This window comes from Caulobacter sp. AVps16 (genome assembly GCF_058681455.1).
The window spans coordinates 2,235,879-2,256,583 of record NZ_CM178739.1 but is presented as its reverse complement, the minus strand read 5'-3'; the positions used below and the strand labels follow the sequence as shown (position 1 = coordinate 2,256,583).

The following is a 20,705-nucleotide window of genomic DNA, read 5'->3' as shown; positions in this document are numbered from 1 at the left end:
TATCAATGCGGAGGCCCGCAATGCGCGCCCATCTGGCCTTGGCGGCTTGCACCGCCCTCACCACCCTGTCACCGCCCAACGACCAGGGCGGCCCCGATCTGCTGTCTGGCCCCGGCGGCAACCCCGACCCGGCCCAGGCCGAAGCCGACGGCGACGCGAAGGCCACCGCCGAAGCTGCCGCAGCCGAGGCGGAAGCCGCCCCCAAGGCTACCGCCACAGCCGCCGCCGCGAAGCCCGCCAAGCGGGCCAAGGCCGCGAAGGCGACCACTGCCCCGACCGAAGACGCGCCGGACAAGCACACCGCCATGATCTGGGTCCAGCCGGGCCACGACCGGTTCGCGATCGGGGAACTTATCTGGGCGGCGGATGCCGACGCCGAAGGCCTGCGGGCCGCTGGCCGCGCCCGTGAAGCCACGGCCGAAGAGCTGAAGGCGCGGGTCGGCTAGCCATGACCCCGCTTGCCGATCGTCGAGCCCGTCTTCTGGACGCGGTTTACCGCGCCTATGGCGAAGCGTCGGATTGGACGCCGGTGGGCGGCGGGGTCTCTTCGACTCCCGTCGTCCGCCGGCAGGCTGGCGACCAGGTGGTGAGTTGGGGCGATAACGAAACGGTTATGCGGACCCTCGTCTTGCGCGTGCGGCGGTCTGAAGTTGCTGAACCCGCCGAAGGCGACTTGGTCGCCATCGCGTCGGATGTCTTCAAGGTGATCGCGGAGCCCAGACTCGAGCCTATCGGGCTAGAATGGCTTTGCGAGGCTGCGCCGACGTCCTGACATGCGCCACCAGCTCGAATTCACCGACGTGGTGGGCCTGCTGAAGGGCGAGGAAGAAGAGATCGCCAAGACGGTCACGGAAGCCATGGGCGAGGCCACCCAGCTTCTGAAATTGGACCTTCGCGACGATGTAGAGGCGGCGGGTCTGGGCCACCGCCTTGGCATGGCGTGGCGGTCGAACGTCTATCCGCAGGGCCACAACAGCATCGATGCGGCGGGCTACGTCTGGACCAAGGTCCCCAAAATCATCGACGCCTTCGACCGGGGCGTGACCATCCGGTCCAAGGAAGGCCGCTGGCTGGCGATCCCGACCGACGCGGCGGGCAAGCGGGCGCCGATCGCTGGCGCCGCACCGGCCTTCGGATCTGGACCGGGAAAAACCGCCCGCGTCACACCTGGCGGCTTCGAACGCCGCACCGGCCTGAAGCTTCGCTTCATCTATCGGCCCGGGAAACCCAGCCTTCTGGTGGTTGACGCAGCCCAGCGCGACAGGCTGGGCCGGGCCGCGCCCTACCTGGGTCGGGGGCGCGGGGCCAAGCTCTACGGACCCAAGGGAATGACCATCGTGGTCTTCATCCTGGTCCCGCAAATCACGCTGCGGAAGCGGCTGAAGGTCGAAGCGCTGGCGCACGTCGGCGCCGATCGCTTCACGGCCATCCTGGGCCGGCGTTGGAGGTAGGCCATGGCCAGCAAGCGCGAACAAGTCCTGGACGCGGTGAAGGCCTTGGTGGCGGCGGTCCTGCCGAACGCCGAGGTGAAGCGGAACAAGCCCAAGCCGGACCGCATCCCGCCTGGTGGAATGGCCATCATCCGCGACGGCGACCCGGGCGAACCGGACGTGACGCTGTCGCCCCTAACCTACACCTATAGCCACCGGATCAGCGTGGAGCTGGCGACCTACGAGTCGGCCAGCCAGACGCGGGAACAGGTCCTGGATGGCATGCTGTCCGTGATCGGCGTGGCCGTCGCAGCCAACCGTACCCTGGGCGGGCTTTGCGAATTCCTGGAACCCGAAGCGCCGTCCCCGGATGACATCGAAGTCGTCGGCGCTGTTGCGGCCCGCTGGGCCGATTGCGTGATCACGGCGGTCTATTCGACCCGCAACCCCCTGACCTAGACCGGAGGACTATCATGGCCCGCGCGCGTGGGGCCAATGCCGTCATGGCGTTGGCCTATGAGACTACTTACGGCGTTCCGCCGGGTGCCGGCGGTTATCGCAAGCTCCCCTTCGTTTCGGCCGCCTTGGGTGAGGAACAGGGCCTGGTGGAAAGCGATCTGCTGGGCTACGGCCGCGACCCGCAGCAGCCTTCGCGCGATGTCATCAACAATGAAGGTGACGTCGTCGTCCCGCTGGACCTGCGGAACTTCGGCTATTGGCTGAAGCTACTGCTGGGCGGCCCGACGTCCACGGTCGGGCTTCCCGCCGTGGGCAGCTACACCTTTTCCGCCCTGCCGGTGACGAATTCGATCCTCACCGTAAACGGCCAGGCGATCACCCTTGTTACCGGCGTTCCCACGGCAAACCAGGTGAAGATCGGGGCGACGCTGGCTGAAACGGTCGCGAACATCGTGATCGCGCTGAACACCAGCGTGGTCGCGGGGGTCGCCGCCGCGACCTACGCGGCCGACCTGGCGGGGACCACGGTCCTGATCACCCACGACACGATCGGGACGGCCGGGAACACTTTCACGATCGTCGCCGGCAGCGCGCCGGCCACGAACGCGGTCGCCTCGGGTGCGACCCTGACCGGCGGCCTGGCCAGCGGTCCGACGAACCACGTCTTCGTCGCCGGTGCCCAGACCTTGCCGTCCGCCGCCATCGAAATCGCCATGCCGGACGTTCCATCGTTCGGTATGAACTTCGGCGCCATGGTCAACACGCTGGCGATCCAACTTCAGCGGTCGGGATTGCTGAACGCTACGCTCGGGATCATCGCCCAGGGCGAAACTCGCGCCGGGGCCACGGGAGTAGGCACGCCTGCCGAAGCCGCGATCGAGCGCTTCGCCCAGTTTTCCGGGCTGATCGCCCGCGACGGCGTTCCGATTGGCAACGTGGTTTCGGGCCAGTTCAACCTGTCCAACAACCTGGACAAGGTCGAAGTGATCCGCCCGGACGGACGGATCGCAGGCGCAGACCCGGCCATGCTGGCCGTGACTCTCGAAATCGGGGTCCGTTTCGCGGACACCACCTTCCTCGACCTTGCGACGTCCGGAACGCCGATCGAGGTGGTGGTTCAATGGCAGATTTCGGCCACCAAGTTGCTCCGTATCGTGGTCCACAACGTCTATCTGCCGAAGGTCAAGTTTCCGATTACCGGTCCCGCCGGTGTCCAGGCCTCCTTCCCGGTGCAGGCCTCGGAACACCCGACCCTGGGCAAGACCGCCACCCTCATCCTCATCAACGACGTCGCCAGCTACTAGCCGGCCCGCAAATGACCGATGCGAACGGCGTTCGCATCGGTGCGGAGGTCCATCATGCTCAACCTTGCTCCCGATTTGACGCCGACCTGGCTAGAGGTGGCTCCAGGCGTCCGAATTCACCTAAAAGCGGCGGAGTCGGCCATGCTGTTGGCGGGGCGCGCCGCCACAGGCGCCGTGATCCTGGAAGGCGGTTCCCAAGAGGACGCCGAATTCGCCTTTACTGCGGCGTGCGTGGTTTGGGGCGCTTTGGAGTGGGAAGGCGTCGGCGATGAGAACGGCCGGCCCGCCGACTTGACCGCCCAGAACCTGAAGCGGCTCCTGAAGCAGAACTTCACCGTGTTCGAGAAGGTGGACCGGTCCTACGTCCTGCCGATCCTGCTGCGGGACAACGAAAAAAACGGATTATCGCCCTCGCTGAATGGCACTACGGCGGCGGCGAAACCTACTGCGAAGCGTGCCCGCAACGCTGCGAAAAGTGTCCCTACGACGAGAACCGGTGCGAAACGGACGAAGGCGCGCGCGTCTGGGAAGTAGTCCGCGACTGCACCGGCCAGGTTCGGGCCGTGTCGAAGGGCGTGATCGGATTGGACTTCGGCGCCGTGATCCTGACGGCCGCTCTGACCGGCGCGGCTGGCCCGCTGCTGGCTGAAGTCCTCCGCCCCATCGAAATCCTGCTGTTGAACGCCTACGCCAACCGGAGGGGGGACGGATGACTGCCAAGCAAGTCGCCATCCGCCTGAAGAGCGAAGGCAAGGCCGAAATCGTTCGCGACTTCGGCGATATCGGCAAGGCCTCGCAACAGGCCTATGGCGCGGCGGAGGCGGCGGCGAACGAAGCCGGCGCCGCCGCCGATCGGCAGGAACAGAAGCTGCGGCGTCTCGCCAAGGCGGCCAGGGACGCCGCGTCGGCAAATGACAACCAGGCGAAGTTCAACGCGGTCTTGGGCATTGGCTCCGATGCGGGGAAGAGCGCGCGGGACTCGGCTGACTTCTTCGAAGAACAGTTCCGGGCCATGGAACTGGTGGAGAAGAAGGCGACCGCGCTTCGGGCGGTACTGGACCCTTCGGCGGCGGCCCAGCAGCGGCTGAACCTTGAGCTGGCCGAATACAAGGCCCTCGCCCAGAGCGGAGCCATCACCACCCAGGAACTGGCCGCCGCCCAGGCCATGGCGAAGAAGCGCTTCGATGAAACCGCCGTCGCGGTCGATCGGACGGGACGTGGGATTTCGGCGGCCCAGGCGCGCTTTGCCAAGCTGAACCTGGCGCGCCAGGGCGCGGACGTTTTCACAACGGCCGCCATGGGCATGAACCCGGGGATGATCGCGATTCAGCAGGGACCGCAGTTCCTCGACGCCCTGGCCATGTCCGGGATCAAGCTAACGCCGATCATGGTGGCGGTCGGCGGCGTCGTGGCGGCTGTGGCCGGCGCCGTCATCGGCCTTGGCGTGGCGACCGAACAGCAGGCCGCCGCCCAGAAAAAACTGGAAGTGGCGACCGAAGGCGTCGGCCGCGCCGCTGGCCTCACGGCTGGCCAGCTTGGCGAGATCGCGGCCCAGGGGGCCGAAGCGGGGAAAGTGTCCGTCGCCGCTGCCCGCGAGATGGGGGCGGCCTATGTCGAGTCCGGCCGGATCTCCGGTGAAACCATCCTGACGCTGATCGGTCTGACCAAAGACTACGCCAAGACCATGCGGATGGACGCCAAGGCGGCGACCGCCGAACTGGCGGGCGCTTTCGCCGATCCCGCGCGCGGCGCCGACGTGCTGAACCAGAAGCTGGGTTTTCTGGACGACAAGACCCGCGCCTATATCCAGAAGCTGGTCCGCCAGAACGACTATACCGGCGCCCAGAAGGTGCTGGCCGATGCGCTTTCGCGCAGCCTGGTGAACGCGGCCGACAAGACCACGAGCCTGGGCAATGCCTGGGACTATGTCGCGCGTAAAGCGTCCAATGCCTGGGACTGGATCGGCAAGGCGTCGGCGCGGGCGATCGGCCAAGGGACCAAGTTGGACCGGCTGCGGGAATTGCAGCATGCCCGGGCGACCTATTCGGGCTTCGGCATGGCCCCCAAAACGGCCGAAGAAATCCAGCTGGAAAAGGATATCGCGGCCGATAACGCCAAGGCGGAGGCAGAAGCGGCCCAGGCGCGCGCGCGCCGGCTTTCGACGTCCGCAGGCGACATCACGTCCCGGATGCTTCCGAACGAAACGCGGCTGAAGGAGCTGAAGGGGGACAAGACCACTCTGGAAGAGGCGTTGAAGAAGCCCGGCCTGCTGTCTGACCCTACCGCGACCCGGCGCGCGCTTGAGGCGACGAACCGTGAAATCCGCGCCCTGGGCGCCGGATATAGTTCGGCGAGCAGCCAGGCTTCCGCCCTTAGCCAGGTCGAGAGAAAGCGCGCCAAGGACGCGCGCGACGACGCCCGCGACGCCGAAGAGGCGGATCGGAAGGCCGACGCGCTGGTGGAGCTGCGGCTGCGGAACGAAATGTCCGTGGCCAAGCTGCGGGACGACAGCACCGACCTGTTCGAACGGGAATTGCACTATCGGGAGCTGATCGCGCAATTCGAATCCACCGGCTTGACCGAAGCCCAGGCTCGCCTGGAAGCTCAGCGTCAAGTCACTCTGGAAGTCGAAGCGGAAGCCGTCGCCCGGAAGCGCGCGATCGAGGCCGCCACCGGTCCTGGATCCGGCTTCCAGTCGTCCGAAGAGCGCGCGAAGGCCTGGGCGAATTTCGAGCTGGACACGTCCGGCAATGGCCGGGCGTTCGACGTGCTGAAGGCGAAGGGCGAAGACACCTTTGACCGGTTCGCCGACCTGATCGCCCAAGGCAAGATGGACTGGGCGAGCTGGGGCGACGCGGCCAAGTCGGCGGCACAGGACCTCTTTGCCACCTTCATGAAGCTGGCCGCGCTGAACCCGCTGAAGAACCTGCTGTTCGGAACCGACGAGGCTACGTTGTCGTCCGGTGGCCTGTTCAGCAAGTTTTTCAGCGGCGGCGGTGCGAGCGGCGGAGCATCGGCGGGCGGCTTCTTCAGCAAGCTGTTCGGCGGCGGCGCGAGCGGGGGCGGGGCCAGCGGGTGGGGCGGCATCCTGTCCAGAATCGTGACCCCGTTCGGGATCAACATCGGCACAAACGCCCAGGGCGTGAGGGGCTGGCGTGGCGGCCTGACCTGGGTTGGTGAGCGTGGGAAGGAGCTGGTCAACTTGCCGGGCGGGTCGGACGTCTTTGACCATTCCAAGTCCATGCAGATGGCCCGTGAGCGGGCGGAAGTTGTCCGCGCGCCGCCGGTTCAGGTGATTATCAACACGCCTAACCCGCAGGCCTTCCAGTCCAGCAAAAGCCAGATCGCGGGTCAGCTCTCGCGCCTGGCGCAACAAGCCGCCCGGGTGTCCTGACCATGCCCACTCCCTTCATGGACATCACGTTTCCCAACGCCGTGGGGCGGGGCGCGACGGGCGGCCCGGGCTTTTCCACCACCGTGGTGACTCTGGCGTCCGGCGACGAAAACCGGAACAGCAACTGGGCCAAGGCGCGCGGAAACTGGGACATCTCCACCGGGATTCGCACACGCGCCCAGATGGCGGACGTAATCGCCCACTTCTACGTCGTCGGCGGCAAGGCCTATTCCTTCCGGTTCAAGGACTGGTCGGACTATGACGCCGCCGACGTCACCATGGTGGCGATCAGCACCACGGTGTTCCAGATGGTGAAGCGTTACGTGCGCGGCGCCGGAGAATACGTCAGGACGATCACCAAGCCGGTGGCGGGAACCGTCGTGATCAAGGTGTCCGGCTCGCCCGTCACCCCGTTGTCGATCGACCACCTGACCGGCCGCGTCACCTTCGCCGCCCCGCCGGCCGCGACGCCGAAGGCCACCTTCCAGTTTGACGTCCCGGCCCGTTTCGACACCGACAAGCTGCCCGTCCAGACGAACACCCATGACCAGATGGTGGTTTCACAGATCGACCTTATCGAGGTGCGCGAATGAAGGCCCTGGACGCCGGTCTGGCGGCCCATGTCGCCCAGGGGCTGACCACCCTGTCCAACTGCTGGAAGGTGGAGCGGAAGGACGGCGTCGTCCTGGGTTTCACGGACCATGACCTTGACCTAGTCTTCGACGGCGTGACCTACGCGGCGTCGTCGGGCTTCACCGCCACGGCGATCGAGGATCAGCTAGGGCTGGCGGTGTCCAACCTGGACGCCGCCGGGGCCTTGAGCGCCGACGCCATCACCGAAGCCGACCTTTCGGCGGGGCGCTACGACGACGCCGCGGTGACGGTCTATCGGGTGAACTGGTCCAACGTCAGCCAGCGGACGATCATGCGGCGTGGCTGGCTTGGCCAGGTGACGCGCGGCAAGGTCGCGTTCTCCGCCGAACTTCGCGGGCTCGCCACCCGGCTGGACCAGTCCGCCGGCCGTGTCCTTCAGCGGACGTGCGGCTGGACCCTGGGCGACGCGCGATGCGGGGTCGACCTGACGGCTGCCGGCCGCCACGGGTCGGGCGTCGTGGCGTCGCTGACCAACAGCTTCGAATTCACCGCCACCGGCCTGGCGGCCTTGGCGAGCGGCAAGCTTTCGCGCGGGAAGCTGACTTGGACGTCCGGCGAAAATGCGGGCCTTTCGGTCGAGCTGAACAGCCACAGCCTGTCGGGGTCGATCGCCACCCTGACGCTCATGCTTCCGATGGGGCGGCCCGTCCTGGTGGGCCACACCTTCGACGTGTCGGAAGGTTGCGACAACAGCTTCGCGACCTGTTGCGACCGCTTCGCCAACGGCCCCAACTTCGGCGGTTTCCCCGATATTGCCGGGAACGACTACGCCGTGGCCTATGCCGGGGCCGGTGAAGTGAACGATGGCGGAAGCCGGCGATGATCCGGCGGGCTGAGATCGTCGCCGCTGCCATGACGTGGCGCGGTACGCCCTACCATCACCAGGCCAGCCTGAAGGGCGTGGGCTGCGATTGCCTGGGCCTGGTCAGGGGCGTCTGGCGCGACCTGTATGGCGAAGAACCGGAATCCCCGCCGGCCTATAGCCGTGACTGGGCCGAAGCCCTCGCCTTGGAAACCCTGGCCGAGGCGGCCGGTCGTCACCTGATCCCCATCGTCCTGGAGACGGCCCGGGCGGGCGATGTCGTGCTGTTTGCCCATTCGCCCGCCGTCCCGGCCAAGCATTGCGCCATCCTGACGGCCCCGGACCGGATGATCCACGCGATCGAGACCCATCCCGTCGAGGTGGTTGGGCTGGTTCCGTGGTGGCGACGCCGGATGCGCTTTGCCTTCGCCTTTCCCAATCTCGCGGCAGACTGATATGGCCACGGTTGTTCTTCAGACGGTCGGGACTGCCCTGGGCGGCCCGATTGGTGGCGCTATCGGCGCGGCCATCGGGGGCGCGATCGACTCGTATGTCGTCACTCAACTGTTCGGGACCACGATCAAGCAACAGGGGCCGCGTATCGACTCGGTCCAAATCCAGACATCGACCGAAGGCGCTGCCCTGCCGGAGGTTGCGGGCGGTGTTCGCATCGCTGGTCAGATCATTTGGGCGGCGAGCTACAAGGAAACGGCCACCACCGAACGTCAGGGTGGCAAGGGCGGCCCGAAGGGCGTCGAAGCCACCAACTACAGCTATGCCGCCAGTTTCGCGGTCGGCCTTTGCGAAGGCGTGATCGACCAGGTGGGCCGCATCTGGGCGGATGGAAAGCCCCTGGACCTGACGTCGGTGACGATGCGTGTTTATCGCGGCACGGCCGACCAGCTCCCGGATTCGCTGATCGAAGGGATCGAGGGCGCGGGAAAGGTCCCTGCCTATCGCGGAACAGCTTACGTCGTCTTCGACAACCTGGCCTTGGCCCCGTTCGGCAATCGCATTCCGCAGCTCACGTTTGAAGTGTTCCGCAAGGTTGGCATGTCGGCCAGCCTGGAAGACCTGGTCACGGCCGTGTCCGTGATCCCCGGCGCCGGCGAGCGGGCCTATGACCCGGTGATCCAGGTGCGGAATGTCACCCAGCTTCAGACGGCCCCGGAGAACAACGCCACCGGAAAGCCCGTCGCCGACTGGACGGTGGCGATCGACGATCTTCAGGCCTCGCTTCCCAATGTTGACACCGTGCTGCTGGTGGTCGGCTGGTTCGGCGACGATCTGCGGGTAGGGAACTGCACTGTCCGGCCGAAGGTGGAATACACCTTCAAGAACACCGCCCCCGACGAATGGGGCGTCCACGACCTGGACCGGGCCGCCGCTCTGGTGGTCAGCGACGTGGACGGTCGCCCCGCCTATGGGGGAACCCCGTCCGACGACTCGATCGTCCGTTGCATCCGCGACCTGAAGGCTCGAGGTCTGGCGGTGATCTTCTATCCGTTCCTGTTCATGGACGTCCCGGCCGGGAACACCCTGCCCAACCCCTATGGCGGAACCGGCCAGCCGGCCTATCCATGGCGGGGCCGGATCACCTGCAATCCCGCCCCCGGGCTGGGCGGCACGGTGGACAAGACGGCGACGGCGGCCACCCAGGTGGCCAACTTCTTCGGGACGGCCGCCGCGTCGAATATCGCCATCACGGTGAACCCGACGTCCGGCGCAGTGTCCACGGCCTATTCGGGGCCGGCTGAGTGGAGCTTTCGCCGTTTCATCCTGCATTACGCCAAGCTTTGCGCGGCCATCAACGCGATCGACGCGGGGGCCATCGCCGGCTTCCTGGTCGCGTCGGAGCTGCGGGGGGTTACCCAGGTTCGGGACAGCGCGACCAACTTCCCGGCCGTCGCGCGCCTGAAGACCCTGGCCGTGGACGTGAAGGCCGTGGTCGGGACGGGCGTGAAGGTCAGCTATGCGGCCGACTGGTCCGATTACAACGGCTATAAGCCGGCCGACGCATCGGGGGACTTCTTTTTCCACCTTGATCCGATTTGGGCGGATTCCGCCGTCGATTTCGTGGCCGTGGACAACTACATCCCTTTGTCAGACTGGCGGGGCGGTAGCGGCCACTTGGACGCCGCCGCTGGCTGGAAGACGATCTATGACCCGGCCTATCTTCAGGACAACGTTGAGGGCGGCGAATATTTCGATTGGTTCTATGCGGACCAGGCGGCCCGCGACGCCCAGACGCGCACGCCGATCGCGGACGGGGCCTATTCCAAGCCCTGGATGTTCCGCAGCAAGGATTTCCGGAACTGGTGGCTGAACAGCCATTATAACCGGCCGCTTGGCGTGCAATCGGGCTCGCCCACGGCCTGGGTCCCGCAAAGCAAGCCGATCTGGTTCACCGAGTGGGGCGTGCCCTCCGCCGATAAGGGCACGAACCAGCCCAACGTCTTCTATGATCCGAAATCCAGCGAAAGCGTCTTCCCCTACTACAGCAAGGGGACGCGGGACGATCTGATCCAGCGGCGCGGCAATGAAGCCCTGCTGTCCTATTGGGCGGAGCCGGCGAACAACCCCAATTCGGCGGTCTATGGCGGGCCGATGATCGGGAAGATTTCAGTCTGGACCTGGGACGCCCGACCCTTCCCGGCCTGGCCTGCCCGCGCCGATATCTGGGCGGACGGCGACCTTTGGCCCTTGGGCCACTGGATAAAGGGCAAGATCGGATTTGGCGACCTGGCGGCCCTGGTGGCGGAACGGTGCGCCCGCGTGGGCTTCCTGGACGTGGACGTGTCCGGCCTGAATGGCGTGGTCCAGGGCTACCTTCGCGACCGGCCCATGAGCCCGCGCGCGGAAATAGAAATGCTCATGGCGGCCTATGCCTTCGACGCCGTCGAGAGCGGCGGCGTGATCCGCTTCCAGCATCGCGGCGGCGCACCCGTTGCGACCTTCGACGCCGACGATTGCGTGGAAGGGGACTCGGGAGACTCCGAAGCGATCACCCTGACCCGGGGCCAGGAAACCGATCTTCCCGACGTCGTCACGGTCGCCTTCACGGACGTGAACAAGGACTATCAGCCGGGGACGGTCTCACGCGCGCGCCTGGCGGGCTATTCGGACCGGGTATCGAACACCGGGCTGGCCCTGGCCATGGACGAAGCCAGCGCCCAGTCGATCGCGGACCGCATGCTTCCGGAGGCCTGGATCGGGCGGGAAGCCGCCCAGCTCGCGCTTCCTCCCTCCCAGATCGCGATCGAGCCTTGCGACGTCGTCGGCCTGGTGGTCGATGGCCTGACCCTGCCGTTCCTGATCCGCCGGATCCTGGACGCCGGGTCGCGCAAGGTGGAAGCCGTGCGGGTGGAGTCGGCGCTTTATGGGCCGGTCCTGCCCGGCTTCAATCCGCCGACCCTCTCTGTCCCGCCTGTGTTCGGGCCTGCTGTCCTGGCGATCATGGACCTGCCGCTTCTGCTGGATACCGATCTGGCCCAAGCACCCTACGTCGCGGCCGGGACCAGCCCGTGGGCGGGCGTCACGGTCATGGACAGCCCCACGGGGACGGACTTCGGCTTGGACACCGTCGTGGCTCTGTCGGCGGCGATCGGCGTCACGGTGGGGACGTTCGCGCGCGGCCCCTTGGACGTCTGGGACTTCGCCAATGTGCTGACGGTCACGCTGGGCGGCGGCGAGCTGTCCAGCCGTACGGCCGACGATATCCTGGCGGCGCGGGTCAATGCCCTGGCCATCCAGACCGGCCAGGACTGGGAAATCATCCAGTTCGTCACCGCGACCCTGGTCGGGCCGGGAACCTATGAACTGCGGCAGCTTCTTCGTGGCCGGCTGGGCACGGAACCGGCCATGGTGGCCAGCCTGGCGGCCGGCGCGGCCGTGGTCGTCCTGGACGGCGCGGTCCAGCAACTCGACGTCCTGCTGTCGGAACGAAGCATTTCCCGCGTCTACCGGTGGGGACCGTCGCGCCTACCGCCTACCGATCCGGCCTGGCAGCAGACCACCTTCGTCCCCCGGTGTGTGGGCCTGATGCCCTGGGCACCGGCCCAGATCGCCGGGACGCGCGCCGCAGGCGGTGACCTGACGATTACCTGGGTTCGCCGGACCCGTTTCGGTGGGGTCTGGGCGGATGGCACGGACGTTCCGCTTAACGAGGAAAGCGAGCGGTACGAGGTGGACGTCATGAACGGTGCGACTGTCGTTCGCACGATCGTCGCTACCACAACGGTGGCGGCCTATTCGGCGGCCCAGCAGGTGGCGGACTTTGGGGCGGTGCAGGGGGCGGTGGCGGTTAGGGTTTATCAGCTGTCCGCGACGGTGGGGCGGGGCAAGGGTGGGGTGGGTGTTGTTTAGGGGTGGCTTGTTTGATTGTTCAGTTATGGGGAGCTGCTCAGGTGGACGGTGATGCTCTTCTAGGTCTTGTTCGCGCCAAGAGCGGAGCTTGGGATCGCTCCAGGACCTCGAGGTTCGCGAGGTGAAGTGGCGCGCAGATACGGATGCTCTGAAGTACTATGAGCGGCCGCTAGCGATCTGATACGCAAGCTGGGCGCCAACGACGAATATCCGCGAGCACCAAGGGAAGGTCCGCGGACCAGCCGTCATAAACGTCGCCTTTGGGGGAAATCATACTTACCCACTCCCACTGGCCCGGTTAGCGCGCTACACGCGGAAGGTTACATATGTTGTCGGGGGGCGAGATGGGAGAGGCCAAGCGTCGGAAGCTGCACGCCGCTGCGAACGGCGTGCATGGACAACAAGCTGTCTTCCAGTCCTTGGGCATCGACACCAGTTCTCCTGGCTTCTACGACCATCCCGCGTTTCAGGCGCGAGAACGTATCGATGCTCGCTTCCTGGAAACCTACGCTCGCTATGTCCGCGAGCGTAGCTATTCTGCTGATTACGTCGCCCGTGCGCGACGCGTGATCCCAGCGATCGCTGAAAAACTCCAAGCCGAGATGGACGCGGGAGATCGGCGGCGAGCCTGCATGGATGGTGCGCTTGCGCTCTCAAAGATGCTTGAGGCGGCAGGCATTTGGAATTCGGTGATGCGCGGGGCATTTTCTGCAGAAATTGAGGGCCAAGAGGGCAGCCGACGGTATTTTCATGCATACGGCCCAATGGACGCGGGTGCTGGCGTGCATGGTCACACCTGGATCTTAGCACCGCCGTTCGATGTGGTGGATGTCGCGGCCAAGCTCCAACCGTGGGACGTTGTAGGCCTCGCTAGCGGTATTCCTGCTGTTGTTCTTGCCGAAGGACGAGGCGGCGTCGTTCCCACTGAGGAGTTGCTGATCGATCATGACGCGATGATCGCTGCTGCAATCCGAGGCCGCCCGATGACGATCGGCGGCATTGTCCCGGCGGAAGCCCGCAGGTTCATGCGGGACTTCCCAGGCACGAAGGAAAATGTCGGCGGTGTGACGCTGATTTACCAACCCACCGCGACTACGGCGCCAGATTGCCCGTTCGAAGACATAGGTTCCGGGCTGGGCGGTCTTCGCGCCCACGCCCTCTGGACCGAGAAGATCCGCCCTGCCGTTGAGCAGATACTTTAGTCATGCGCCCCACATTTGGTCAGGCACTACGCCCTGCTGTATCGAACCATGCGTGCCACCTCTGTCGTCGTGGCGCACGGGGTCTCACGGGTGCCCCTGAAAACTGAGCATCTCGTCCGAAACCGAGGGATTTCATGCGCTTCAATCGCGTCGAAGAAGAGCGCTTTCTGGTGAAGCCGGCCATTCTGGAGATGGCGCGCACGGTGAGCGAGTACGCCAAGAAGGCCTACTCTGAGCGCCACTATACAGGACGCGAAATCGACCTCCGAATCTTGTGGCAGCCCACAGAAGCATTTCGGGCCGGTGCCTTCGTCGCCGCGAACGGCGACCATGAAATTCGGCTCAGCTACGGAACTGCAATTGAGATCTATCGAGATGCGTTCGTGCTGCCAGAGACATGCCGCCGGGTCCTGACCGACGCCGCGTTCGACCCGATCTTCAATATTCTCAGCTATGGCAACGCCCGCGAGGACGTGCTCCCGGCCGGTCTAACTCCCGTCGAAGCGAAGTTGACGATCATCCGAATGATGACCGTCTGGCTGTACCTTCATGAACAAGCCCATCTCCTTCAGCGTCACGGTGCCGTTGCAACCGCGCATGGACTAAGCGGCCTTGCGAGCAACAGCGGAGAGATCGTTGATGCAGTGTCGGAGGCGGAGGGGTTGGTAGAGGACCATGAGGCACCAACGCGCCATGCGTTCGAACTCGCGGCAGACTACGAAGCGACCACCAGCTTGATGTTGGTCGAAGCGGCAAGCGGGATGTCGGAGGCTGACGTGTGGTGCCTCGGTGCCGGGCTAATGTGCATGTTCTACCGCTTTTACGGGATGTCGCCGGCGACGATTGATGCCAGCCCGCGCGGAACGCATCCCCATCCTGCGGTTCGGATGCGTATGGCAATGAACAGAGCTCAATCCGTACTTGCCATAGCAGACGTTGCGAAAGTGGCGGGCTGGACGAAGGGGCCGGCTCACGTCCGTGCCGTCATGGATCATGCCGTCTACGCGACCGACGTGTACTGGCATTTGAGGTATCTCGGGTTCAAGGCCCGGCCGGAATATTTCAATACGCTTGTAACTCCGCGATCCATCCCTTCAAGCTATCAAGCTGCGATCTACTCGACGTGGAGGCACCTGCGACCCGAAATCGTGAAGGGGCATCTTGGGCACGGTGAGGGCGTCGTGATGTTCCTACGGGACCCAAGCGCGGTCGGTTAAGCCGTGTATCTCGTCGATCGCGGGAGCGCCCTAGCGTCCGTTGTCCGCCCTCAACGGCCAAACGCTAACCCTCCTCCTGTCCAGCACAAAGCTTCCGCGCCAAAACAATCATCGCTTCGGTATCGCGCGCGCAATAGATGCGCAGTCCATCCGACAGCGCCTGCAGGCGTTCAGGGTTCGGCCCTGAGATGGCTTCAAGATAGGCGTCTTGTGCTTGGCTGCCGTTGCCCACGGCGAGGTCGCCATAGTCCATGTGCGGCGCCACGGTGGGTAGCACCGCTTTGATGGACCAGCTGCCCCGCTGGTCTCTATGGTACCAATTGGCCCTGGCCACTGGCAGCAAGTCGACGACCCGCGCCTCCAGCGCTAAGAGCGCTGGCGCAAGATCGTCAAACGCTGCAGCCAGTTCGCGCAGGCGGGCCCGCTCGAAACTGGCGCTGTAGGCGATGACGGCGCCTTCCGATGGCAGGGTCACAAGCGCTTCAGCACAGGCGCGCCTGGGGTCTGAGCCGTCGAGGCTGAGAAACTCCTCGTGGGTAATGGCACCGTCCGGTGTTTCAATGTGGGCTGAAAACTGGAACGGGATGGCTTCATAGGGGCGGGTTCCAATCCACCGGGGCGCAGCAAAGGCGATCGTTTCAAAATCAAGCCAGGTGCGTGGCCAGGCCCATTGATTAATCGCCGCCTTGGCCCCGGCCACATCGTGATAGGGCTCTCCGCTGCGCGTTGCGCGCAGGACCACCCGATGGACGTCACGCGTCAGCTCTTCCTCGGGCACGGCGAGCAGGTCTTCAATCCCTTTTGCGAGCCAGGGCTTTCCGCCGCCATGCGGCAGGATTGTGACTGGCCATTCGGGCCCTTTGGGCACGTCGCGCGAACAATAGTTGAGGAACGGGCAGTCGAACGGCTCACTGCAGTGATCGCCGGGATCGCGCACGGGTTCGTCTGACGAGAGTATCTGCAAGGCTTCGCCCACGATGTGCGCACGGCCGGCGATGATGGGTTGCAGCGCATCGAGCAGATCCGCGTCCGTGAACAGGCCCTGATAGGCAGACGGTTCAGCCAGAACAAACTTGGTGTCGATGTGACGGATCACGGCGCCGCCGACATCGAGGCCAGTGCCCTGGGCGGCCCAGATTTGGGTGGCTAGGTCGGGCCCATGATAGGGCTTGGCGCTGGCGGTGCTTTTCACCTCAGCTAGGCGCCAACGCCCGCTTTCCATGGGCTCAAGCACATCGATGCGAACCAAGACGCCCTGATGTTCGAAGGTGGCCTCAAAGATGGGCCGATCAAATCCGCTGCGCAGCAGGTCTGCGGTGATCTCAACGGCCCTGGCCAGGCCGTCGGCGTCACTGACCATGTACCCGCCAGGATGCAGGTCGCGGGCGATGGCGCCGACCTCTTCGCCCGCTGAAAGGCGCTGTTGGGCCGTGGCCTCGTTATCAGCGAGTTCAGGCCGATGGACCGATAGCCAGAGACGCTTGGGGCATTGCTCAAAGGCGGAAATGCGTGACTTGGAGAGGCCGTGGGCTCGCCGATCGCTATGCCTTGCCGATGCCGGCAGGCCCGATTGCGCCTGGCTCATCTTGTTCCCCGTACACAGCGGCACGCCGGCCAGCAGCCCGCAGCAAGCCTGGACGGGCGTGATCAGCCTTGGGTGACCAGTCGGACCTGTTTCGACCCTTGGTAGCGCCGACCATCGCTTTCCAGGGAGCTGGCCGCAACCCTCTGCGATCCATAGGTCGGATTTCAATCCTTCGGAGATCCCCATGACTTTGACGCCAAATCTCCTTCTCCCCTTCATCGCCCAGTCCCAGGCTCAGAAGGAAGTCACCCATAATGCCGGTCTGACGGTGCTCGACGCCCTGGCCCAGATCAGCGTGAAGTCGCGGGCCATCGTGGCCCCGCCTGGAAGCCCGGTCGATGGCGACCGCTATATTGTGCCCACCGGCGCGACCGGGGCGTGGGCGGGGCAGGCGGGTAAGGTCGCCGCCTTCCAGAATCTGGCCTGGGTGTTTTACGCGCCCCGGGCGGGGTGGCTGGCTTTCGTGGAAGACGAACGACTGGTGGCCACCTATTCGGACGCGGCGTGGCAGACCCGGGCGGCGGGAACAGCGCGCGGCGGCGCGCTGGGCCTGTTGTGCGTTGAGGAGGAAATTACCCTGACGGGGGCCTTTGTGGACGCCGTGGGCCTGGGGATCATCCCGAACCGTTCCGTGGTGTTCGCCGTGGCGTCGCGGACGACTTTGGCGATCACCGGGGCGACGAGCTACAGCGTCGGGGTTAATGGCAACACCGGGCAGTTTGGCGGATCGCTGGGGATTGGCCTGGGGTCCACCAATGTGGGCGTGATCGGCCCGACGGCCTTCTATGCGGCGACGCCTATCCGGATCACGTCGGCGGGCGGCAACTTCACCGGCGGCAAGGTGCGGGTGATCCTCTACGCCATGACCTTCAGCGCGCCCAACAGCTAGGCGCGGACAAACCCGCTCTCGATCCCCTTTGCTGAAAGGATTGGCCATGGCCGATCAAATGCCCGGCGAACCGCAGGTAGCGGCGCTGCTGGCCAAACTCGCCTCGTTCACGCCGGGCTTTGCCGGCGCCGTTCTGAGTCTGGCGTTCGTGGAAAAGCTGACCCTGCGCGGGCGGGTGATCACCGTGACGGTTGGCATCGCTGCCGCCGCTTTTCTGGCTCCGGCCCTGGCGGACGCCGCGGATCTGGTGTGGCCCGGGGACATGCCGCGCTCGGTGCGCAGCGCCATTCAATTCCTAGTGGGTCTGTGTGCCATGGGCTGCATTCCGCCGTTGCTGGGCTTCCTGAAGCGACTCGCCGGCGATCCGCTATCCCTGATCAAGCGGGGCTCGGGGGACGCGTCATGATCGTTATCCTGTCCATGGTATTGGGCGGACTGGTCGTGGCCGTCGTCCTGATGGTCGCCCTCCTGGGATGGGGCGGCAAGGTCGGGCCAATCCAACGGTACGCCCTGTGCGCGCTTGCGGCGGGCCTGGCCTGGGCCGGGCCGGCGAGGGCGCTTGGCGTGTCCCCTGGACTGGGGGACCTTCTCTTTCTGGCCGGACTGCTCATCTATCTGCTGGCAACCTATGGGCCGCCGATCTTTCGCCATGTCGACGCCTTGGACGGCAAGCGAGATGGGCAAATCGGGCGGTAGATTGTCCGCCATTCTCCCGGTGGGGGCGGGGCAAGTTTTCGGACGAGCAGGACAGCCATGCGAACGGCGTTTGCAGCACCTCTCTAGCTGGTCAGTCCAATTTTTCGCGATACAGCATGCGCGTCGCAGTGTCCGCCCTCGGCAGATACCCACACCAGCGCAGGCGCAAGACGTCGCGGACCTTCAAGTAAAAAATAAAGCCTCTTTCGTTCTTTCGATACTTTGCCAGTGATCGGGCGATTTCACGGGCTCTGTCATAGGCCAGGTAAGCGCTACCCAATTCGCTGACTAAGCGGTCTGCTTCATCGTTGATAGCCGCTGTTGCGGCGTCCGCCTTGGCGCGGATTTTCTGACGAAGCGACTTCAACCAGGCGAACATAATCGTCCCTCCAGTTTGCTGCATCCTAGGCAGCTGATTGAACCCGCTGCGGCTATGCGATCACGCTTGCTTGCCCTTCGGTACCTGGGTGGGAGGGCCTTTTCTGCTTTTTTGGCGTCCTGCGCTCATCCAGCTCTACCGCCAGTCAGGCCAGCGAAATTCTTAAAATGCTACTTTTTCGGGATTGACTGATCAAGCACAATTTAGAGGGTTGTGAATATGGAGCTTCAGCACTCCACGGTCATCGGCGATCGCGTTCTGGCTAGTATTTTTGCTTTCCCAGTCCAGGGTCCCGTCGGGCATGTCCAGGGCGTCAGCCTAAAGCCGCCGGGGCGTGACCTGTGCCGCGTGTTGAAACCCTGGGCGCGGGCCGTCTTCAACAGCGGGGTCGATGCTCTCCACTCGCAAAGCATAGGGAGCTCAAGATGACGAATTCAGCTTCGGACCCGCAGCAAGTGCCGGCGGGCTTAGACGCAACACTCGGCGCTGTGGAGGCGCTGGGGGCGATATTCGCAATGATCGACCCGGAGGCCTGGGACTCGGCGGCGCGGCCAAGTCCGCAACAGGTGGCGCAGCTGTTCTGGCTGGTTGGGGCGCGGCTGGACGATGTCCGCGAGGAGCTAGTGGCGGGCGGAGCGCGGCACTGAGGTGGCGGGGGCGGCGTTGGGCATTAGGCCGCGTCGCCCCGGTTGGAGCGGGGGAAGCTCCGATCGCTGGTGCCAGCGCCTCGACCTCGAGAATTGTCCGATCCTGCGGCTTGAAGGCGCGAATGCGCTGCGCCGCAACCCCCAGAGGTTAGTCACGTCGTTCGGACGAGCCGACCAGCGGTCGTATTATTGGAGGGTCCTTAATTTTCACTGGGCTTGGCTAGGTAATATCCACAGACATTGAAATCCATACTCTGCGGCAAATGGAGGTTTTGTATTGCCTACCCGATTTGTCCAGCGCATGGATTACATCCATAGCGTCAGCGTCGAAAGCCTCAGGTGTTGGCAGTCGGGCCACTGGCGATGATACATTTCCCAGCTCGAATCAGCGAGGGAGCGAACTGGGGACGAGCGTGCAAGCCAGCGGGAACAGTCCGGTCTTTGTCGACGCCTTCGCGGGCTGCGGTGGCCTGAGCCTAGGTCTGCTGCGGGCCGGGTGGCGAGGCTTGTTCGCTATTGAAAAGGACGCATTCGCGTTCAGCACCTTGAAAGTGAACCTCATCGATCGTGGGGCTCGCCATCGCTACGTTTGGCCCAACTGGCTAGAACAGAAGCCCTGGACAATCGAGTCGCTCGTTGAGGCGCACGGCGACCAGCTTGCAGCCCTTAAGGGAGCCATCGACTTGCTTGCTGGCGGCCCGCCTTGTCAGGGGTTTTCCAGCGCTGGTCGGCGCAAAAAGGGTGATCCTCGCAACCAGCTTGTCGAGCGTTATCTAGAGTTCGTTGAGCTCGTCTTGCCGCGCATGGTTTTGATAGAAAACGTCCGGGGCATTACTTACGATTTCATTGGCGATGAGGAAGCCGACCGTCGCAATTTCGCGAGCGAATTGGTGTCTAGGCTCAGTCCGCGCTATCACGTCTACACCGATACGGTGCGGTGCGCTTCTTACGGCGTGCCACAACAGAGACCCCGCTTTTTCGTCGTTGGCATGCTGAAATCGGACTTCAAGAGAGTTCCCAAGGGCGACGACCCGTTCGCGCGCTTCCGGGCATCTAAGGTGCGCTTTCTCGACAGCCGGGGCTTGAAGTCGAAGGTCAGCTGCAAGCAGGCGATCTCCGACCTTGAGCGAGGCCACGCGGGGACCGAGCCTTGCCTTGATTCGAAGGGCTACGAGGCTCTCTGCACTACGAAGCCGCGCACCCCGTATCAGCGTCTTATGAGGGATGGTTTCGAGGGAGCAGTGCCCGACACCCGGCTCGCGAAGCATCGGCCCCATATCGTCGAACGATTTGGTCAGATTATCGAGGCTTGCCGCCTCGAGGATCGGCTCAACGTGCAGCTCAACCGAGAAATGCGCGAACGGTTCGGCATCAAGAAGATGGCGACACGTGTGCTTGATCCAGACAAGGCGGCCCCGACCATCACGAGCATGCCGGATGACCTCCTACACTACACTGAGCCACGCACACTTACGGTTCGGGAAAACGCCCGACTACAGACCTTCCCTGATTGGTTCGCCTTCCAGGGTAAATACACGACTGGAGGCGAGCGGCGCGCTCGTGAAGTGCCTCGGTTCACCCAGGTCGCGAATGCGGTCCCGCCGCTGATCGCGGAGATGTGGGGTGAAGTGCTGCTGAAGTACATTTCGGCAAGTCGTGCCTCGCAGCGCTTAGCTGCATAG

21 protein-coding genes are annotated in these 20,705 nt (G+C 64.7%); 19 read left to right on the top strand and 2 right to left on the bottom strand.

The genetic code is table 11. The features are described 5' to 3' along the window. Nucleotides 1-20 precede the first annotated feature (20 nt). The 14 genes from ACW17U_RS10845 (at nucleotide 21) to ACW17U_RS10780 (ending at nucleotide 14,827) form a co-directional block, all read left to right on the top strand. Nucleotides 21-446: a hypothetical protein gene (locus ACW17U_RS10845; RefSeq protein WP_492052404.1), complete on the top strand. Its 426-nt coding sequence runs from the start codon at nucleotides 21-23 to the stop codon at nucleotides 444-446. Nucleotides 447-448: 2 nt separating this feature from the next. Further along, entirely contained in the window at nucleotides 449-772 is a 324-nt protein-coding gene (locus ACW17U_RS10840) for a head-tail joining protein (RefSeq protein ID WP_492052403.1), read from the top strand. A gap of 1 nt (nucleotide 773) precedes the next feature. Further along, a complete protein-coding gene (locus tag ACW17U_RS10835; RefSeq protein WP_492052402.1) occupies nucleotides 774-1,451 on the top strand; it encodes a DUF6441 family protein in 678 nt (225 codons plus the stop codon). A gap of 3 nt (nucleotides 1,452-1,454) precedes the next feature. Further along, nucleotides 1,455-1,889, top strand: a complete 435-nt coding sequence (locus ACW17U_RS10830; protein ID WP_492052401.1) for a hypothetical protein — start codon at nucleotides 1,455-1,457, stop codon at nucleotides 1,887-1,889. A 14-nt stretch (nucleotides 1,890-1,903) separates the two neighbouring features. Beyond that, entirely contained in the window at nucleotides 1,904-3,193 is a 1,290-nt protein-coding gene (locus tag ACW17U_RS10825; RefSeq protein ID WP_492052400.1) for a phage tail tube protein, read from the top strand. A gap of 54 nt (nucleotides 3,194-3,247) precedes the next feature. Then, the gene (locus tag ACW17U_RS10820) at nucleotides 3,248-3,727 is read left to right on the top strand and encodes a hypothetical protein (RefSeq protein WP_492052399.1); all 480 of its coding nucleotides are present in this window, start codon (nucleotides 3,248-3,250) and stop codon (nucleotides 3,725-3,727) included. A 29-nt stretch (nucleotides 3,728-3,756) separates the two neighbouring features. Further along, a complete protein-coding gene (locus tag ACW17U_RS10815; RefSeq protein ID WP_492052398.1) occupies nucleotides 3,757-3,906 on the top strand; it encodes a DUF7697 family protein in 150 nt (49 codons plus the stop codon). Between the two features lie 452 nt (nucleotides 3,907-4,358). After that, nucleotides 4,359-6,587, top strand: coding sequence for a phage tail length tape measure family protein (locus tag ACW17U_RS10810; protein ID WP_492052397.1), 2,229 nt, complete (start codon nucleotides 4,359-4,361; stop codon nucleotides 6,585-6,587). 2 nt (nucleotides 6,588-6,589) lie between these two features. Then, nucleotides 6,590-7,180 (top strand): DUF2460 domain-containing protein, encoded by a 591-nt coding sequence (locus ACW17U_RS10805; protein ID WP_492052396.1) that lies wholly within the window; start codon nucleotides 6,590-6,592, stop codon nucleotides 7,178-7,180. After that, nucleotides 7,177-8,064, top strand: coding sequence for a phage/gene transfer agent baseplate hub protein (locus ACW17U_RS10800; RefSeq protein WP_492052395.1), 888 nt, complete (start codon nucleotides 7,177-7,179; stop codon nucleotides 8,062-8,064). The genes ACW17U_RS10805 and ACW17U_RS10800 overlap by 4 nt, the downstream gene beginning before the upstream one ends. Continuing rightward, the gene (locus tag ACW17U_RS10795) at nucleotides 8,061-8,498 is read left to right on the top strand and encodes an NlpC/P60 family protein (RefSeq protein ID WP_492052394.1); all 438 of its coding nucleotides are present in this window, start codon (nucleotides 8,061-8,063) and stop codon (nucleotides 8,496-8,498) included. Before ACW17U_RS10800 ends, ACW17U_RS10795 begins: the two co-directional genes overlap by 4 nt. A 1-nt stretch (nucleotide 8,499) precedes the next feature. Beyond that, complete coding sequence (locus ACW17U_RS10790) at nucleotides 8,500-12,408, top strand: baseplate multidomain protein megatron (protein WP_492052393.1); 3,909 nt, start codon at nucleotides 8,500-8,502, stop codon at nucleotides 12,406-12,408. A gap of 344 nt (nucleotides 12,409-12,752) precedes the next feature. Further along, the gene (locus ACW17U_RS10785) at nucleotides 12,753-13,610 is read left to right on the top strand and encodes a hypothetical protein (RefSeq protein ID WP_492052392.1); all 858 of its coding nucleotides are present in this window, start codon (nucleotides 12,753-12,755) and stop codon (nucleotides 13,608-13,610) included. A 134-nt stretch (nucleotides 13,611-13,744) separates the two neighbouring features. Then, entirely contained in the window at nucleotides 13,745-14,827 is a 1,083-nt protein-coding gene (locus ACW17U_RS10780) for a hypothetical protein (RefSeq protein ID WP_492052391.1), read from the top strand. A gap of 64 nt (nucleotides 14,828-14,891) precedes the next feature. On the opposite strand, the gene ACW17U_RS10775 is transcribed toward ACW17U_RS10780, so the two are convergent. After that, nucleotides 14,892-16,412, bottom strand: coding sequence for a DUF2779 domain-containing protein (locus tag ACW17U_RS10775; protein WP_492052390.1), 1,521 nt, complete (start codon nucleotides 16,410-16,412; stop codon nucleotides 14,892-14,894). A gap of 184 nt (nucleotides 16,413-16,596) precedes the next feature. On the opposite strand from ACW17U_RS10775, the gene ACW17U_RS10770 reads away from it, so the two are divergent. Genes ACW17U_RS10770 through ACW17U_RS10760 form a run of 3 tightly spaced genes read left to right on the top strand, consistent with a single transcriptional unit; the run spans nucleotide 16,597 to nucleotide 17,997 of the window. Then, entirely contained in the window at nucleotides 16,597-17,301 is a 705-nt protein-coding gene (locus ACW17U_RS10770) for a DUF2793 domain-containing protein (RefSeq protein ID WP_492052389.1), read from the top strand. Between the two features lie 46 nt (nucleotides 17,302-17,347). Then, nucleotides 17,348-17,707: a hypothetical protein gene (locus ACW17U_RS10765; RefSeq protein WP_492052388.1), complete on the top strand. Its 360-nt coding sequence runs from the start codon at nucleotides 17,348-17,350 to the stop codon at nucleotides 17,705-17,707. Further along, entirely contained in the window at nucleotides 17,704-17,997 is a 294-nt protein-coding gene (locus tag ACW17U_RS10760; protein ID WP_492052387.1) for a hypothetical protein, read from the top strand. The genes ACW17U_RS10765 and ACW17U_RS10760 overlap by 4 nt, the downstream gene beginning before the upstream one ends. Before the next feature lie 91 nt (nucleotides 17,998-18,088). Here the strand turns inward: ACW17U_RS10760 and ACW17U_RS10755 are convergent, their stop codons facing one another. Further along, complete coding sequence (locus ACW17U_RS10755) at nucleotides 18,089-18,376, bottom strand: hypothetical protein (RefSeq protein WP_492052386.1); 288 nt, start codon at nucleotides 18,374-18,376, stop codon at nucleotides 18,089-18,091. A gap of 515 nt (nucleotides 18,377-18,891) precedes the next feature. On the opposite strand from ACW17U_RS10755, the gene ACW17U_RS10750 reads away from it, so the two are divergent. Both ACW17U_RS10750 and ACW17U_RS10745 read left to right on the top strand, forming a co-directional pair. Further along, nucleotides 18,892-19,023 carry a hypothetical protein gene (locus tag ACW17U_RS10750; protein ID WP_492052385.1) on the top strand — a complete coding sequence of 44 codons (132 nt, stop codon included), beginning with the start codon at nucleotides 18,892-18,894 and terminating at the stop codon, nucleotides 19,021-19,023. A gap of 413 nt (nucleotides 19,024-19,436) precedes the next feature. Continuing rightward, the gene (locus ACW17U_RS10745; RefSeq protein ID WP_492052384.1) at nucleotides 19,437-20,705 is read left to right on the top strand and encodes a DNA cytosine methyltransferase; all 1,269 of its coding nucleotides are present in this window, start codon (nucleotides 19,437-19,439) and stop codon (nucleotides 20,703-20,705) included.